The 17,342-nt window shown below is 63.4% G+C and carries 15 protein-coding genes; 11 read left to right on the top strand and 4 right to left on the bottom strand.

Annotated features, from left to right (window positions below):
• The first annotated feature begins 59 nt into the window (after positions 1–59).
• From argH to Q0K09_RS01695, 10 genes are all read left to right on the top strand, one after another.
• A complete protein-coding gene (gene argH / locus Q0K09_RS01650) occupies positions 60–1,439 on the top strand; it encodes an argininosuccinate lyase (protein WP_294472093.1) in 1,380 nt (459 codons plus the stop codon).
• A gap of 110 nt (positions 1,440–1,549) precedes the next feature.
• Positions 1,550–2,506, top strand: a complete 957-nt coding sequence (gene argC / locus Q0K09_RS01655) for an N-acetyl-gamma-glutamyl-phosphate reductase (protein ID WP_294472095.1) — start codon at positions 1,550–1,552, stop codon at positions 2,504–2,506.
• 40 nt (positions 2,507–2,546) lie between these two features.
• Positions 2,547–3,809 (top strand): bifunctional glutamate N-acetyltransferase/amino-acid acetyltransferase ArgJ, encoded by a 1,263-nt coding sequence (argJ, locus tag Q0K09_RS01660; RefSeq protein ID WP_294472097.1) that lies wholly within the window; start codon positions 2,547–2,549, stop codon positions 3,807–3,809.
• Positions 3,806–5,317: a glycosyltransferase family 39 protein gene (locus Q0K09_RS01665; RefSeq protein WP_294472098.1), complete on the top strand. Its 1,512-nt coding sequence runs from the start codon at positions 3,806–3,808 to the stop codon at positions 5,315–5,317. The genes argJ and Q0K09_RS01665 overlap by 4 nt, the downstream gene beginning before the upstream one ends.
• 9 nt (positions 5,318–5,326) lie before the next feature.
• Positions 5,327–6,181, top strand: a complete 855-nt coding sequence (gene argB, locus Q0K09_RS01670) for an acetylglutamate kinase (RefSeq protein ID WP_294472099.1) — start codon at positions 5,327–5,329, stop codon at positions 6,179–6,181.
• A 9-nt stretch (positions 6,182–6,190) separates the two neighbouring features.
• Positions 6,191–7,366: an aminotransferase class III-fold pyridoxal phosphate-dependent enzyme gene (locus tag Q0K09_RS01675; protein ID WP_294472100.1), complete on the top strand. Its 1,176-nt coding sequence runs from the start codon at positions 6,191–6,193 to the stop codon at positions 7,364–7,366.
• A gap of 30 nt (positions 7,367–7,396) precedes the next feature.
• Entirely contained in the window at positions 7,397–8,320 is a 924-nt protein-coding gene (argF, locus tag Q0K09_RS01680; protein ID WP_294472101.1) for an ornithine carbamoyltransferase, read from the top strand.
• Between the two features lie 334 nt (positions 8,321–8,654).
• Positions 8,655–9,479 carry a transporter substrate-binding domain-containing protein gene (locus tag Q0K09_RS01685; protein WP_294472102.1) on the top strand — a complete coding sequence of 275 codons (825 nt, stop codon included), beginning with the start codon at positions 8,655–8,657 and terminating at the stop codon, positions 9,477–9,479.
• Between the two features lie 42 nt (positions 9,480–9,521).
• On the top strand, positions 9,522–10,196 hold the full coding sequence (locus Q0K09_RS01690; RefSeq protein WP_294472103.1) for an amino acid ABC transporter permease: 675 nt from the start codon (positions 9,522–9,524) through the stop codon (positions 10,194–10,196).
• A complete protein-coding gene (locus Q0K09_RS01695; RefSeq protein ID WP_294472104.1) occupies positions 10,171–10,902 on the top strand; it encodes an amino acid ABC transporter ATP-binding protein in 732 nt (243 codons plus the stop codon). Before Q0K09_RS01690 ends, Q0K09_RS01695 begins: the two co-directional genes overlap by 26 nt.
• A 257-nt stretch (positions 10,903–11,159) precedes the next feature.
• Here Q0K09_RS01695 and Q0K09_RS01700 read toward each other — a convergent pair whose 3' ends face one another.
• From Q0K09_RS01700 to Q0K09_RS01715, 4 genes are read right to left on the bottom strand one after another with little or no spacing between them, the layout of a single operon-like run.
• Positions 11,160–12,302: a phosphodiester glycosidase family protein gene (locus Q0K09_RS01700; protein WP_294472105.1), complete on the bottom strand. Its 1,143-nt coding sequence runs from the start codon at positions 12,300–12,302 to the stop codon at positions 11,160–11,162.
• The gene (locus Q0K09_RS01705; protein WP_294472106.1) at positions 12,286–13,821 is read right to left on the bottom strand and encodes a hypothetical protein; all 1,536 of its coding nucleotides are present in this window, start codon (positions 13,819–13,821) and stop codon (positions 12,286–12,288) included. The genes Q0K09_RS01700 and Q0K09_RS01705 overlap by 17 nt, the downstream gene beginning before the upstream one ends.
• Complete coding sequence (locus tag Q0K09_RS01710; protein ID WP_294472108.1) at positions 13,818–14,912, bottom strand: glycosyltransferase; 1,095 nt, start codon at positions 14,910–14,912, stop codon at positions 13,818–13,820. Before Q0K09_RS01710 ends, Q0K09_RS01705 begins: the two co-directional genes overlap by 4 nt.
• A gap of 31 nt (positions 14,913–14,943) precedes the next feature.
• Positions 14,944–16,425: a PIG-L family deacetylase gene (locus tag Q0K09_RS01715; RefSeq protein WP_294472110.1), complete on the bottom strand. Its 1,482-nt coding sequence runs from the start codon at positions 16,423–16,425 to the stop codon at positions 14,944–14,946.
• 364 nt (positions 16,426–16,789) lie between these two features.
• Between Q0K09_RS01715 and Q0K09_RS01720 the strand changes: the two genes are divergently transcribed.
• Complete coding sequence (locus Q0K09_RS01720) at positions 16,790–17,092, top strand: hypothetical protein (RefSeq protein ID WP_294472112.1); 303 nt, start codon at positions 16,790–16,792, stop codon at positions 17,090–17,092.
• Positions 17,093–17,342: the final 250 nt, after the last annotated feature.

Raw genomic sequence — 17,342 nt, forward strand, 5'->3', positions numbered from 1 at the left:
CCTCCGGGGCCGGCGCCCTCGACGGCCCGCCTTCATCGCTTGCAAGGAGTGTGTAACGGATGAAATTATGGGCAGGCCGCTTCCAGAAGGAGACGGATACGGCAGTCAATGACTTTAACTCCTCCATCACCTTTGACGCTCGGCTCTACCGGGAGGACATTCGGGGCTCCATCGCCCACGCCGCCATGCTGGGCCGGCAGGGCATTATCGAGGAGCACGAGGCTGAGAAGATCATCCAGGGCCTCCAGGCCATTCTGGCCGACATCGAGGCCGGACAGGTGGAGTTCTCCGTGGAAAACGAGGACATCCACATGAACATTGAAACCATGCTCACCCAGCGCATCAGCGACACGGGCAAGCGCCTCCATACCGCCCGGAGCCGCAACGACCAGGTGGCTGTGGACTTCCGCCTCTATGTCAAGGAAAAAATTCCCGACATCATAGGCATGATTCTGAACCTGGAAAAGGTTCTGATCAAAAAGGCGGAGGCCAATCTGGACACCGTCATGCCGGGCTATACCCACCTCCAGCGGGCCCAGCCCACCACCTTTGCTCACTATATGATGGCCTACGCCAACATGCTCAGGCGGGATGTCACCCGGCTGGAGGACTGTCTGGAGCGGATGGACGAGTGTCCCCTGGGGGCTGGGGCCCTGGCCACCTCCACCTACCCGGTGGACCGGTTCCAGACGGCCCGGGCCCTGGGCTTTGCCAAGCCCACCGACAACTCCCTGGACTCGGTCTCCGACCGGGACTTTGCCATCGAGTTCACCTCGGCCCTGTCCATCCTCATGATGCACCTGTCCCGGTTCTCCGAGGAGATCATCCTCTGGTGTTCCTGGGAGTTCAAGTTTGTGGAGCTGGACGACGCCTACTCTACCGGCTCCTCCATCATGCCGCAGAAGAAGAACCCAGACGTGGCCGAGCTGGTCCGGGGCAAGACAGGGCGGGTATATGGCTCGCTCATCACCCTTTTGACCTTGATGAAGGGCCTCCCTCTGGCCTATAATAAGGACATGCAGGAGGACAAGGAGCCCGTTTTTGACGCCATTGACACAGTGGAGCAGTGCCTGCCGGTCTTCGCCGCCATGGTGGACACCCTGACGGTGAAGCAGCGGAATATGCAGAAGGCGGCGGCCGGCGGCTTCATCAACGCCACCGACTGCGCCGACTATCTGGTGAAGCAGGGCCTGCCCTTCCGGGACGCCTATATGATTGTGGGCCGGCTGGTCCATATGTGCCTCAAAACAGGGGAGACCCTGGACACTCTGCCCCTGAAGGACTTCCAGTCGGTCTCCGGGGCCTTTGGTCCCGACGTCTACCAGGCCCTGGAGCTCAAGACCTGTGTGGGGGGAAGAAAGGTCTACGGCGGCCCCGCGCCGGACTCCGTGAAAACGCAGATCGAGCACATCAAGGAGTTTGTGGAGGCGCGTTCGTAAACCAAGGGCCGCCGGAGAGCTGCCCGCCTTTGGCGGGCCGCGCCGGGCGGCGCGGGTATGCAAAACATACCAGAATCAGAATTTCGTTTCGCAGAGAGGAAGCGTCAAATATGAGCGAAAAGCCAAAGGTATTCATTGACGGCCAGGAGGGGACCACCGGCCTGCAAATTTACCAGCGGCTGGGGGAGCGGGAGGACATACAACTCCTCCTCATTGACCCGGAGAAGCGGAAGGACCCGGCGGAGCGCAAAAAGTGCTTAAACGCCGCCGACCTGGTCTTCCTCTGCCTGCCCGACGACGCGGCCCGGGAGGCAGTGGAGATGATCGAGAACGGGGACACCCGGGTCATTGACGCATCCACCGCACACCGCACAGCGGCGGGCTGGGTCTACGGCTTCCCCGAGCTGAACCCCGGCCAGCGGGAACGCATTCGGACGGCGAAACGGGTGGCCAATCCCGGCTGTCACGCCACAGGTTTTATCAGCGCGGTCTACCCCCTGGTGGCCGGCGGGACGCTGCCAGTGGATTATCCCCTGTCCTGCTTCTCTCTCACCGGCTACTCCGGGGGCGGGAAGAAGATGATTGCCCAGTACGAGGGGGCGGATAAGGGGGAGGCGCTGTTCAGCCCCCGCGTCTACGGCCTGAACCAGTCCCACAAGCATCTGCCCGAGATGCAGAAAGTCTGCGGCCTGACCCTGGCCCCGATCTTCTGTCCCGTTGTGGATGACTATTACAAGGGCATGGCCACAACGGTCTGCCTGCACAACAGTCTGGAGCTGCTCCAATACGGCGGCTGTGCCCAACAGGTCTGGGAGGAGCTGTCCGAGCACTACCGGGACCAGACCCTGGTGCGGGTGGCCCCCCCCGGCTGGAGCGAGCCCATGATCGCAGCCAACACCATGGCCGGAAAGGACACCCTGACCCTGATCGTCTGCGGCAGCGAGGACGGGGTGCGAACCACGATTACCGCCATCTTCGACAACCTGGGCAAGGGCGCCTCCGGTGCGGCGGTACAGAACATGAACCTGATGCTGGGCTTCCCCGAGACGGCGGGGCTGAGCCTGTAGGGGCGGAACCATCCGCCATGTATGGAAGGAGTGCATGACCATGAAACAGCTATCCGGCGGCGTGGCCGCCCCCAAGGGCTTTCGGGCTGCGGGCGTCCACTGCGGCGTCAAGAAGGGGAAGGGGGACGGCAACCAGCCTCCCATGAGCAAGATGCCTGAGGTCCTGGACGGGAAGAAGGACCTGGCCCTCATCGTCTCCGATCAGCCCTGCGCGGCAGCGGCGGTCTACACCATGAACCGGGTGAAGGCCGCCCCCATCTATGTTACCATGGACCACCTGGAAAACGGCGAGGCCCAGGGCATTGTGGTAAACTCCGGAAACGCCAACGCCTGCGCCCCCAACAGCCACGAGCACGCCGAGGAAATGTGCAGCCTGGCCGCCGCCGCCACCGGCATCAAGGCCAGCGACTTTGTGGTGGCCTCCACCGGCGTCATCGGACAGGAGCTGAACATGGCCGCCATCCGCGCCGGCCTCCCACAGTGCGCCGCCGGGCTGTCCCGGGAGGGCTCCGGCGACGCGGCCAACGCCATTATGACCACCGACACGGTGAAGAAGGAGATGGCCGTCTCCTGCACTGTGGGGGGGAAGACCGTGACCCTCGGCGCCATTGCCAAGGGCTCCGGCATGATCCACCCCAACATGGGCACCATGCTGTGCTTTGTCACCACCGACTGCGCCATTACCCAGGAAATGCTCTCCGAAGCCCTCCACGAGATCGTCCCCCGGACCTTTAACCGGGTGACCATCGACGGGGACACCTCCACCAACGATATGTGTGTGGTGCTGGCCAATGGCATGGCGGAAAATCCCCTCATTGAGTGGAAGGACGACGGCTACACCGTCTTCTATAAGGCCCTCTACAGCCTCTTCGAGCAAATGGCCCGGGCCATTGCCGCCGACGGGGAGGGGGCCAGCCGGCTCATCACCTGCACCGTCCGCAACGCCCGCAGTGAGGAGAGCGCCGAGCGCCTGGGCAAGGCGGTGGTGGGCTCCTCCCTGGTAAAGGCCGCCATGTTCGGCGCCGACGCCAACTGGGGCCGGGTCCTGTGCGCCATGGGCTACTCCAAGGCCCCCTTCCGGCCGGAGTTTGTGGACGTGAAGTTCTCCTCCGATGTGGGGGAAATTCTGGTCTGCCAGCAGGGGGCCGGGGTGGACTTTGACGAGGCCGCCGCCAAGAGCATCCTCAGTCAGGACGAGGTGGTCATTGATGTGGACCTCCACGAGGGGGAGTATGCCGCCACCTGCTGGGGCTGTGATCTGACTTATGACTATGTGAGGATCAACGGGGACTATCGGACATGACAAAAAAGGTCAGGCCAGACGCGTTTTGCGGCCTGCTGGACCCATCCGCCGGAATGGGAACGCGCTGGGGACGGGCCCTGGAAGGCATTGCGCTGTTCTCCGCGCTGGGAATCGCTCTGCTGGTAGTCCTCCAAATTCTGGATGTGCAGCTGGGTGACTGGGGAGTCCTCTGGACGGTTCAAGTCGTTCTTCTGACGGCTGCGGTTGTCCTGCTGCTGTTCGGAACTGCCCGGCTGCGCTGTTCAGGCAGGACGCTCCTCCTTGTGGGGATGCTGGTGTCCCTGCTGCTGCGCCTGACCTTTCTGCTTGCGGTAAATACGCCGCCCAACAGCGATTTCTATGTGCTGAACCAGGCCTCCTGGATGCTGGCCCAGGGGGACCTGTCCTGGACGGAACAGGTTTACTTCCAAAACTGGGGTTATCAAATCCCCTTTGTGGCCTATCAGGCCCTGGTGCTGAAGCTGATTCCGTCCAACTGGGCGCTGAAGGCGCTCAACCTGGCCTTTATGGTCGGGAGCAATTTCCTGATTTACAAACTGGGACGGCTCTTCGTCAGCGAGAATGCCGCCGCCTCTGCGGCGGCGCTCTACGCGGTCTATCCCGGGGCGATCCACATGGTTTCGGTGCTCACCAACCAGCATATCGGCCTGTTTTTCCTCCTTTTGGGCCTGTGGCTGCTCCTGAGCCGTCTGACCTGGCCGAGGATGCTGCTGGCCGGCATATGTCTGGCAGCGGCAAACCTGATGCGCCCGGAGGAGGCTGTGGTCTGGGCCGCCATACTCTGCTGCGGGGTGTGCGTCCTGGTCCGGTGGCCGGCGAAGGAGCGGGCGAAGCGGATGGCGCTTGGATTGGCGCTGGCGCTGGCGGTCTATGTCCTGGCGCAGGCTGCGGCCGGCCTGGCGCTGCGTGTGTCCGGGATTGCGCCCCACGGCATTGGAAACAACGTGCCGGAGTGGAAATTTGTCGTGGGGCTGGACGCCGAAAATGAGTACGGCGACTATACGATGGAAAACGCCCATGTGTTGACCATAGAGAATGACGCGGAGCGGGAGCGGGAGACCTGGCGGGTGATCCGCCAGTCCTTCCGGGATTGCGAAAACGTTCCAGGCTTTTTCCTGAGCAAGGTCAGGGCGATGTGGGCCTGGGATGAGAGCTTCCACTGGTCCATGGGGCATCTGAAGCGGAATGCCCAGCCTGTGCCGGGCGTGACGGTGGATATGCTGATGAGTGGGATGCTCCTGGTGGAGAGAGGCGTCTATCTCGGCCTGTGGGGGCTGCTGGCTGCGGCGGCGGTGCTGCTGTTCCGGCGCCCGGAGCGGCGGGAAAAGGGAATCGCGCTGGTGTCTGCGGCAGTGATCTGCGCCTTTTTCTGTGTCTATCTGCTGATCGAGGTACAGCCGCGGTACCGTTACTCCGTCATACCCTTCCTGGTTGTTCTCTCCGGCGGTGTGGTCCAGCGGTTCCTGGCGCTGGGAGGGTTTTCCCGCAGCAAGAAAGAAAAAAGATGAGGTGTCATCATGTCTGACCATTTGCAGGAACGGGCCCAGGTATTGGCCGAGGCCCTGCCCTATATTCAAAAGTTCTACGGTATGACCGTGGTGGTGAAGTATGGCGGCAACGCCATGATCTCCCAGGAGCTGCGGGAGGCCGTCATCCGGGACATCATCCTCCTCCACCTGGTGGGCATCCGGGTGGTGGTGGTCCACGGCGGCGGCCCGGAGATCAGCGCCATGCTGAAAAGGCTGGGCAAGGAGTCCAAATTCGTGGACGGCCTGCGCTACACCGACGCCGAGACCATGGACGTGGTCCAGCAGGTGCTCTGCGGCAAGGTGAATAAGGACCTGGTGGCCACCCTGAACCGGGTGGGGGGCCGGGCCCTGGGGCTGTGCGGCATGGACGCCGGACTCCTCCAGGCCCGAAAGCTCAGTGATGCCTACGGCCTGGTGGGAGAGATCGTCCAGGTGAACCCCGCCGTGGTACAGGACGCTCTGGCCGACGGCTACATCCCGGTGGTCTCCACCGTGGCCCAGGGGGTGGACGCCGACACCGCCTACAACATCAACGCCGACACCGCCGCCGCCAAGCTGGCGGTGGCCCTCCACGCCGAAAAGCTCCTCCTCCTCACCGATGTCCGGGGCCTGCTCCGGGACCCGGCGGACGAGGACAGCCTCCTGCCGGTGGTGGAGCTCTCCCAGGTCCCCGGCCTCATCAAGGACGGGGTGATCCAGGGGGGCATGATCCCCAAGGTGGACTGCTGCGTGGAGGCGGTGCGCTCCGGCGTCAAGAGCAGCATTATCCTGGACGGGCGAATCCCCCATTCCATCCTGATTGAGCTGTTGTCCGACCAGGGCATCGGCACCATGCTTGTGTGAGGTGAGACGATGAATTTTTCTGAGATCAAGGCCAGAGACGACCAGTATGTCCTCCACACCTATGCCCGCTTCCCCTTGGACATCGAGCGGGGGAAGAACGCCACCCTCTGGAGCGCGGAGGGACGGGAGTACATTGACTTTACCTCCGGCATCGGGGTCAACTCGGTGGGGGTGGCCAACCCCAAATGGGTGGAGGCGGTGGCGGACCAGGCGGTCCGGCTGGGCCACATGTCCAACCTCTTCTACACCCAGCCCTGCGGGGCCCTGGCGGAACAGCTCTGCCGCCGGGCTGGGATGTCGGCCGCCTTCTTCGCCAACTCCGGGGCCGAGTCCAACGAGGGCCTCATCAAGCTGGCCCGGAAGTGGTCCTTTGACAAGTACGGGAAGGGGAGGGGGACCATCCTCACCCTGAAGAACTCCTTCCACGGCCGCACCGTCACCACCCTGTCCGCCACCGGGCAGGAGGTCTTCCACAACTACTTCTTCCCCTTCACAGACGGCTTTCGGTACGCCGAGCCCACCATGGACGGCATCTCCCAGGTGTCCGGCCATGACGTGTGCGCTGTACTGCTGGAGCTGGTCCAGGGGGAGAGCGGCGTCTGGCCCCTGGACCAGGACTTTGTTCACGACCTGGCGGTGCTCTGCGCTGAGCGAGACTGGCTGCTGCTGGTGGATGAGGTCCAGACGGGAATCGGCCGCACCGGAACCCTATTCTGCTACCAGCAGTACGGCATCCTGCCCGACGCCGTCTCCTTTGCCAAGGGCATCGCCGGCGGACTGCCCTTCGGCGGCTTCCTGGTCAGCGAGAAGTGCCGGGACGTGCTGGGCCCCGGCGATCATGCCACCACCTTCGGCGGCAATCCAATATGCTCCGCCGCCGCCCTGGCGACCCTGGAGATCCTCAGTGAGGAGGCCATGGGGGAGATATCTGACAAGGGGAAATACCTGCGGGATGCCATCGACGCCATGGCCCTGCCCTGCTTCGGGCCCACCCGGGGCCTGGGCCTTATGATCGGTATTGAGGTTAAGCCGGGGCACTCCAACCGGGAGATCGCGGAGACGCTGATGGACAACGGCCTGCTGGTGCTGACGGCGGGGCCCGCCATCCGCCTGCTGCCCCCCCTGACCATCACCAAGGACGAGATGGACAAGGGCCTGGCCATCCTGAAGCAGACCTTGGTGTGACCAGGATAAAACCGGAAAGAGGTGTCAAAGATGCAGAAAGACCTGCTCAAGCTGTTGGATCTGACCCGGGAGGACATCACCAAAATCCTCAACGTGGCCGACCAGATGAAGTACAACCAGAAGCACGGCCTCATCCACAACTATCTCCAGGGAAAAACCCTGGCCATGATCTTTGAGAAGAACTCCACCCGGACCAGGGTGTCCTTCGAGGTGGGCATGTACCAGCTGGGGGGGCACGCCCTCTTCCTCTCGGGCAAGGAGAGCCAGATCGGCCGGGGGGAGCCCATTGAGGACACCGCCCGGGTCCTGGCCCGGTACTGTGACGGTATCATGATCCGCACCTACCGCCAGGAGGAGGTGGAGGAGCTGGCGAAATACGCCTCCATCCCCGTCATCAACGGCCTCACCGACTTTGCCCACCCCTGCCAGGTCCTGGCCGACCTGATGACCATTCGGGAGCATATGACCCGGCTGGAGGGCCTGAAGCTCTGCTTCATCGGGGACGGAAACAACATGGCCAATTCCCTGATTGTGGGAGGGCTCAAGTGCGGTATGGACGTCTCGGTGGCCTGTCCCGAGGGCTATGAGCCGGACCGGCGGGTGCTGGACTTCGCCCAAACGGTCACAGACGCGAAGTTCCTCCTCTGCCGGGACCCCAGGGAGGCCGCCGCGAATGCCGATGTGGTCATCACCGATGTGTGGGCCTCCATGGGCCAGGAGGAGGAGAAGGAGCGCCGCCAGCGGGCCTTCGGCGGCGTCTACCAGGTCAACGAGGCGGTCATGGCGGCGGCCCGCCCCGGAGCTATGGTCCAGCACTGCCTGCCCGCCCACCGGGGGGAGGAGATCACCGCCGGCATCTTCGAGGCCCACGCCAATGAGATTTTTGACGAGGCGGAGAACCGCCTCCACGCCCAAAAGGCGGTGCTCTACCTGCTGATGGGGGAGCCGGGCTGAGGGCCGGAGCGCAGAGTGGGGAAAGGGGCTGTCTGCCCCAAGCCGTCCCCGCTTATCCCGGCGGCTCCGGGGACTTGGCCCAGAGCCGCCGGGCTTTTTTGCCCGCAGCGGGGGAAAAGGAAATTTTTTAGATGACAAAAGACCACGGAACGTGTATAATCTAAGGCATACGGGAAGACTGCTGGAGCCTTCCCAGTGTGTTCCGCAGGGACCCTGACGTCCGTTTGAAAGCAGCCAAACGGTCCTTTGCCGGTTTTCAAGCCGACGGCAGGCGCTCCCAACAGACGGAAAGGCGCGTATGCGCACGAATCAAAAAGAGGAAAGGAAGACACACATGACTACAAAAAAGCGTATCTTTGCCCTGACCACAGCGACCCTGGTTCTGACCGGCGCTCTGGCCGCCTGCGGCGGCCAGAGCGCCGCCCCGGAGGAGAGCAGTGGAAGCACCGCCCCGGTGGAGAGCGGCGCCGGAACGGAGAAGGTCTATCATATCGTGGCCGACAATGCCTTCGCCCCCTTTGAGTTCCTGGACGAGGCCACGGGCTCCTACACCGGCGTGGACATGGACCTGCTGGCCGCCATCGCTGAGGACCAGGGCTTCCAGTACACCGTGGACAACTGCGGCTGGGACGCCGCCCTGGGCAACCTCCAGTCCGGCCAGGCCGACGGCATGATCGCCGGCATGAGCATCACCGACGAGCGCCGGGAGAGCTATGACTTCTCCGACAGCTACTACGACGGCGGCCAGATCATGATCGTCAAGGGGGACAGCACCATTTCCTCCTATGAGGATCTGGCGGGCCAGACCGTAGCGGTGAAGACCGCCACCCAGAGCGCCGCCTTCGCCCAGAGTATTGCTGAGGAGTACGGCTTCGAGGTGGTCATTTACAAGGACTCCCCGGCGGTTTACGCCGCTGTCACCGGCGGCATCGACGCGGCCGGCTTCGAGGACTACCCCGTCATCGCCTACCAGCTCCAGACCCAGAGTGACCTGGACCTGAAGATGGTGGGGGAGCAGCAGAACGCCACCCCCTACGGCTTTGCCGTGCTGAAGGGGAACAACCCTGAGCTCATTGAGATGTTCAACGCCGGGCTGGCCAACATCCGGGAGAGCGGTCTCTATGCCGAGATCATGGCCAAGTACGGCATTGAGGTATGAGTCTGAGCTCCGCTATTTTAAACGTAAGAAGTTGGTAAAAGAATGAGTTCCCTGTTTACGATCTTTCAGGCGTCCCTGCCCTATTTGATGGATGGATTTCAGATCACCATTCAAATCTGGGCGATCTCCATTGTCCTGGGCGTGGCGCTGGGGCTGGTGACCTGTCTGTTGAAGCTCTCGCCCTTCCGGCCCCTGCGAGCCGTGGCCTGGGTCTACATTTGGATCATCCGGGGTACGCCCATGCTGGTCCAGGCTATGGTGGTCTACTTCGGCGTCCCCCAGGTCACCGGGCTCCGGCTGACCCCCTTTACTGCCGGCGTCATCACCCTGAGCCTCAATGCAGGAGCCTATCTGTCGGAGATTTTCCGCAGCGGCATCCAAGCGGTACCTAAGGGGCAGAGCGAGGCCGCCCGCAGCCTGGGCCTGGGGGCCGGCCGGACCATGGTTAAGATCGTGCTGCCTCAGGCATTCAAGATCGCCATACCCCCCATGGTGAACCAGTTCATCATCACCCTAAAGGACACCTCCATCCTCACCGTCATCGCCCTGCCGGAGATCATGAACGAGGCCCAGCAATATGTGATGATTCGATGGGAATACTTCCAGACGTACGTCCTTGTGGGCCTGTACTTCCTGGCAGCGACCTCTCTGCTGATGGTCCTGGCAAATTATGTGGAGAAGAAGATAAGCTATGACAGAAAAGGTAATCGTTCATGACTTGAAAAAGAACTTCCACCATTTGGAGGTTCTGAAGGGCATCGACCTGACCGTCCATGAGGGCGAGGTGGTCTGCATCATCGGACCCTCCGGCGGCGGCAAATCCACCTTCCTCCGGTGCATCAACCGTCTGGAGGAGCCCACCGGGGGCGAGATTACGGTGGACGGCTACACCATCACCGACCCGAAGGTGAACATCAACAAGGTGCGCCAGAACATCGGCATGGTCTTTCAAAGCTTTAACCTCTTCGCCCATCTGACGGTGAAGAAGAACATCATGCTGGCCCCGGTGGACCTGAAGCTGATGAGCAAGGAGGAGGCGGAGCAGAAGGCTCTGGAGCTCCTGCGCCGGGTGGGGCTGGAGGAGAAGGCCGACGCCTACCCCCACCAGCTCTCCGGCGGCCAGCAGCAGCGGGTAGCCATCGCCCGGGCCCTGGCCATGAACCCGGATGTCATGCTCTTTGACGAGCCCACCTCCGCCCTGGACCCTGAGATGGTGGGGGAGGTCCTCAATGTCATGAAGGAGTTGGCCGAGGGGGGTATGACCATGATCGTGGTGACCCATGAGATGGGCTTCGCCCGGGACGCGGCGGACCGGGTCATTCTCATGGCCGACGGCGTCATCGCCGAGGAGGGGACCCCGGAGCAGATTTTTGAGCACCCCCAGGTCAAGCGGACCCAGGATTTCCTCTCCGCTGTGCTGTAACTGGCGCGGAGACAAGCGGCCGGCTGTAAAGGAAGCCACAAAATGACAGGCTGGACGGCCGAAATGATATGCGCCCTCTATGAGAGACAGGGAAAGACAGAACTGTCCTCATGGAGGGCGCGTTACTATGTTTTGCATCGGAAGGCGGCAAGGCTGTGGACAGGGAGACACGCAGCGGGACCGGAATCTGCCGCACCGCACTGGCAGTATTGGGGATTGAATAACGGACGGGGAAGGCCACCGCGATCTGCGCCCGGTCAGGTCACCACGAAGCCGGCGGGCAGCCGCCAGGAGGAGTTGGCGTAGTAGAAGGTCACGCTGGGCATCAGGTACTCCCCGTCGTAATACATACAGGAGGAGCTGCCTCCATCCAGGTTGGCGGCGTTGACCGCGCCGAACTCCTGCATGACCTGGATTAGGTCCCCGCTGGAGGCCCCCAGGTGGCCTGACTTCCCCCGGCCGTCGGTGACGAACAGCAGCACCGCGCCGTCGGCCCGCTGGCCAATGGCTGTGCGGGGGTTCAGGCCGCTGCCCTGTCCCTTCATGTCCCGGGTCTCGTTGTTGATGATCAGCTGGACAAAGTGGTTGTTGGAGTCGCTGGCCTCCTCCTGGAAGGTGACCGCGTCCCGGATCTTCTCCTGCGCCACCAGCTCCTCCACCTGGGCGGCGCTCATGCCGTCGATGTCGATGATTTGCAGCAGATGGTCCTCTGTGAAGCCGACCAGCACCAGGCCCGGGTACTGTTGGGGCTGGTTGTACTGGATCTCCCCATGGGAGACCACCACGCCCAGAGGCCGGCCGCCCGTGTTGTTGGTGGAGTCGTACAGCCCGCCGTTGATCCCCCCGATGGCGCCGCTGTTCTCCACCAGCTCATCCAGGGGGATGCCCTGATCCCGCCAGGGGTAGATGGTGGCCAGGCTCACCCTGGAGGGGTCCTGGACGATCATCATGGTGCCGGTGTAGGTGGTCCCCGCCACCTCCACGATCTCGATGTCCTCCTCGGTCCCCGCCGTGTCTCCCTGACCAGAGCCGCCGATCTGGATGAGGGTGGAGTCCACCTGGGCGTCCAGGGCCTCCATGGAGTTCTGGTCCACGATGGCCTGGATTTCCTCTGGGCTCAGGAACCAGGAGGCCAGGAATTTCAGCTGTCCAGTCTCCAGGATGGTGGTCACGAACATCTGCTGGGCGGTGGGGAAGGCGTCGGAGCAGATCATGCGCAGGCTCAGCAGCACCGTGAGCGCCAAGGCCGCCGCCAAAGTCAGCAGGCAGGCCAGCGCCCGCAGGGCCGCCCGCCCTGCCCGCCGGCCCAGACTGACGCCGCCGGGCTGCTCCCGTTTCCCACGCACCGCCGGGCTCCGGCCCTGCGCAGGGGCGGAACGGATCTCATTCTTCTCCATCATTCAGGATCTCCTTCATGCTGACCAGCTTCCAGGCGGGATCGTCCGCGCCGTCCTCTGGGTCGTCGTACCGGACAAAGTAGAACCGGTCGTTCATGGCGTCATCCACCGGGGTGCCGTACCACAGGCGCATATGCTTGACGAAGCTGATATCCACCGAGAAGCAGTCCTCGGTGATCCAGACGAAATTGGTCACCGTGTTCCCGGTGAAGGCCGGGTCGTCCAGGGTGTGGCGGCTGGTAAAGGTGATGTCCACCCCGGTGGCGTACTTCTGGGCCACCTCGTACTGGTAGGAGCCGGGGATCAGATAGCCCCGAATCCGGGAGAAGGCCAGGTCGTTGGTCATGAACAGGCTCCAGTCCTGGGCCACCTGCAGCACGTCGATCTGGCTGCTCACCTCTGCCGGCACCTGGTCCAAGCCGGGGCCGGAGGAGGTGAGGTCATAGGCGCTGCGCCCCTCCTCCAGGGCCACGGGCTCGCCATCCCCGCCGGTGACGGTGATCTGGGCCCCGTCCTCCAGCACGGCCACCGAGTAGACGCACAGCTGGGGCAGGCCCTCCACATAGCCGGCGAACTGCTGGTAGTCCGGGTTTGGCGTGCGGGTGACCGCCTCCTCGGGCACCGGGGTTCCGTCCACCTGGACGGTATATCCCTCGTCGGCGGTGATGGTACAGCTGGTCAGGGGCAGCTCAGCCCCGCCCTCGTAGCGGACGGTGTTGCCATAGCAGTCGGAGATGGTGACGTCGGGCGCGTCCAATCGGGCGATCTCATAGCGCACCAGCCCATCCCCCTGGGCCTGGCCGGGCCAGTCGGACTGGTTGACCTGGACGGTGAGCGCCGGGGGGAGGGTGAGGATGTAGTGGGTGTAGTCCACCAGCACCCGGCCGTCGCGGATGGTGTACTGGGCCCGGGCCCCCGTCTCATCAGTGATGGAGAAGTCCGGGGGCAGGTATAGGCCGGACACGGTGTAGGTGCTCTCTCCGCTGTCCTCCGCTGCGGCGGTGAGGGGTGTCCCGTTCAGGCTCACCGAGAAGGCGGCAGGGACGGTGAGGGTGTAGTCGTGGGCCTCCAGCTCGGGCCGGACGTAGTCCACCGCCCAGTCCCGCATGGTGAACACGGCCAGCTTGGTGACCGGCGGGCCCTCCGCCCGCAGGCCCACCCGGGCCAGCACCACGCCGCCCCGCTCCACCTGGTACGCCGCGCTGTCCCCCTGGAGGGAGTCCGCTGCCCGGACGACGCTCAGGTCCTCCTGGTCCCCGAACAGGGCCAGATACGCCTGCCGGATGTCCTGGCCCTGCTCATAGGGGCCGGGGTCGGCCTGGGGGAGGTCATACTCCTCCAGGAAGGCGCCGCCGGCGGCCTTGGCGGCCAGCTCCTCCACCGCCAGCCACACCTGCCGCTCGGGCTGGGAGGCCTCGTACTGGCGCAGCAGGAAGTACACATAGGAGACCGACCCGATGACCAGGGCGGCCAGGACGGCAAGATAGATCAGATAGGCTCGTTTGAATGAGATCTTTTTCATACTGTCTTGTCCTTTCCCTCCTCCGGGCCGTCCCCGTCCCGGCGGAACACCCACCTGTGCTGCACACGGAAGCTGATAAAAAACAGCATGGTGTCCACCAGGATCTTCACCAGGGTGGACAGGGCGGGCGAAGTGATGGTGAACACGCCCTCGGCCAGAAACACCAGGCAGGCGGAGGCCGCGATCTGACACACGGCCAGGATGTAGTACCGCGCCAGAGCACGGGTGCTGGCCCGCTCCTCAAAGACCAGGTTGGCGTTGACCCAGAAGTTCAGCAGGGAGGAGACCGCCCGGGCCAGGAAGGCGGCGGTGAAGGTGGTGGGGATGGGCAGGAAAGCCAGGACCTCCAGAGACTTCAGCAGGAAAAAGGCCAGCTCGTCCACCACGCAGGACCCCAGGGAGCTGAACAGATACTTCAAGATCACGCCGTAGACCCGCAGGCTGTCCCGCACCACCCGGAAGTGGGAGGAGCGGTTGCCCTCTAGGTAGACCACGGTGATGGGCACCTCTACGAAGGGGACGTGGCGGTGGTTCATGAGGAAGAGCATATTGGTCTCGTACTCATACCGGTCCCCCTTGGCCCCGGCCAGCATGGGTATGTACGGCCTGGGGATGGCCCGCAGGCCGGTCTGGGTGTCGTGGACCTTCATACCCAAAAGCAGGCGGAACACGGCGATGGTGATCCGGTTACCCGCCCGGCTCTTGAAGGGGACGGAGGGGTGGGAGAAGTCCCGCACCCCCAGGGCCACCTGCCCGCTGTCCAGCATGGCCTGAGCCACGGCGGCGATGTCCTGGGGCAGGTGCTGCCCGTCGGCGTCGGCGGTGACCACCCCGGCCTGCTCCGGCTGGTGCTGGAGGAAATATGCCATGGCGGTCTTCAGGGCCGCCCCCTTCCCCCGGTTGGCCGGGTGGCGCAGCAGGGTGCAGCCTGGGATCGCCTCCGCCTGTTGAAAGAGAGAGGCGAACGCCGGGCCGCTGCCATCGTCCACCACCAGGATATCGGTAAACCCGGCCTGGCGCAGTCCCTCCAGCGTGCCGATCAGCTTCTGATCCGGCTGGTATGCGGGAATGATAACAGAGACCCGATTCATATCCTCCCGCCTTTCCTCTTGTCTCGTTTCATCATCGCCGGCGGCGCTGGACCCGGTGCACGGCCAGGACAGCGCACGCCGCAGCGATCAGCGCCCCCGCCGCCAGGCCGGCGGCCAGCCGCCTCCGGGCCGCCTGCTCCTGGGCCAGCCGCTCTGCCTCCGTCTGCCGGGCCTCCTCCGCCAGCCACTCGGCTTCGGCCTGCTCCTGGGCCAGCCGCTCCGCCTCGGCCCGTCGGGCCTCCTCCGCCAGCCGCTCCGCCTCGGCCCGCTGGGCATAGGTCTCTACATGTTCAAAGAAGTCGCCCCCCGCGGTGTCCGGCCCCACCTGGGTGTCGTAGAGCCCGTACAGACAGGGGGAGTAGCTCCCGATGTCCGCCGCCCGCTGGATGGGGACGGTGGATGTGCCGTAGATCCAACGGTAGAACCAGGTCCAGTGCTGGCTCTCGTGGCAGGCAAAGCCCTCCTGGGTCACCTGGAAGGGGGTCCTGCCCCCCAGGCTGTCCAGGGGGGTATCCCAATCCATGACGATCTGGTTCTCCGGGTACAGGTGCAGGTAGGTCTTCTCCACCTGCCAGGCTCCAAATTCCTCCGCCGTGTCCGGGTCCTGGGCGGGGTCGGCGGCCCGGTCCAGCGCCTCTCCCAGGGCGTCGGCGCACAGCACATGGGCGCCGTGACCGTACTCCCCGTCCAGGTCGTGGGAGACCACCACCAGGGGCCGGAAGCGCCGGATGCACCAGGTCAGGTAGTCCACAAAATCCTCGTAGGTGTAGCCCGCCGCCTCATAGACAGAGACGGCCTGGGCCAGGGCAGTGTCCCGGTCTTTGGACTCGGCGTACAGGTCGGGGAACTCGGGCATGACGGGGTAATTGCGTACGCCCACCGTCCACAGGCCGTCCAGCTGCTCATGGGTCCGCCGGTGGTCGGCGTAGCCCCCCTCGAAATACTGCACCAGATAGGCCACCTGGACGTTGAGCCCCCGCTCCACGGCGTAGTAGGGCAGCACGCCGGCGAAGAACAGCTGCTCGTCGTCGGCGTGGGAGGAGACCAGCAGCAGGTCGGCCCGCTCACAGGGGGGCTGCCACACCTGGACCCAGCCGGGGAGCTCCCCCTCAGAGAACACATAGAGCTCCCCGATGTCCGCCCCCGCCGGAAAGTCCAGCACCAGCGATTCTGGCAGGCCGTCCCCCAGGGCGGCCAGGTCCACATACTCGTGGAGGAAGCCCTTCTCTCCGCAGGACAGGCTGTCCCCCGTGAGCGGGTCGGCGGCCGTCCAGGGCTGGGGGATGGTGTCAAATTCGATGTACACGCCGGCGATGCCCCCCGCCCGGGAGAGGGTCACCTGGGCCGGGCCGCCGGCGCTGGCCACAGCGGTGCGGCTGCCGTCGGTCAGGTTGCCGGGGAGGGAGAAGCCCACGGCCTCCACCGCCGCGTCCCCATACCGGGCCTCATCGGCCAGAACGGGTATGGCGCAGCAGGCCAGCAGGGCCGCCAGTACCATGAGAGATCGGATCACTCTGCCTATCTCCGCCCGCCTCCTTTCGCCCCGCGCCGGAGCTCTCGGCCGGCGGGAGGCACGGGATCTGTCTTTTATAGTTATGCCACAACTCGTCGAAAAAAACAATAGGTTGATTGTAAAATCAAGTAGAACACCAAAGAGAAATGTCCACAGTGACCTTCCTCCCATGCAGGATAGGGCGCCTGGCAAACACTCCATTCAAGGGAGCGCAATCACTATGGACGACCACGATGATGCCACAGATTTGCCGAAACACAAGCAGGGACCCCACGCACAACAAACGTATGAATGAACCTATTACTAAAAAAGTGAGTATCTGCCTTCTCAAACTTCACACCCCATTTTGGGCGCAGAAGTGTCTATGAACTTTTCAAAATCGAGGAAAGGCTTCCTGTCGGCAGGTAAATTTTTGAGGAAATCCACGGCAAGTGCACAAATTTCCTCTTTCCGGGCAATAAGACCGTTCGGAACTTTTTGGAGAAAAAGCGGCAATTTTTCAGAAGCGGCAGCAAAGGAGATATCCGCTCCCGGGATGCGCGGAGCAGAGCGGTTCCGGGAGAACTTCGGCGCGGCGGATGTGCTGCTGACGGACGAGGAGCTCCGCGCTATGGAGGCAGAGCCGAATTGTCTGGAGCTCCCGGCGACCGTACAGGAGAGATTCTGACAAATTGCAGAGGATTTTGCATTGATTCAGCGGAGAAAATTTAGGGCTTGTTTGAAAATTGGCGATGTGTCCAGCGGCGATGGATTTTGGCCGCTGGCAAGCAATTTTTTCGCAGGAATCCTGGCGGATTTCAAGGAAAAATTACGCCGTCCAGGGGGCAAAAGCCCCGCTGATTGGGCATGTTGACATGTTTCAAACAAGCCCTAGTACTCCATCAAGTTAGAAAATAGAAATAGCGAGGAGGTGGAAT

The sequence above is a fragment of the uncultured Intestinimonas sp. genome, assembly GCF_944387725.1.
GTDB lineage: Bacteria > Bacillota > Clostridia > Oscillospirales > Oscillospiraceae > Intestinimonas.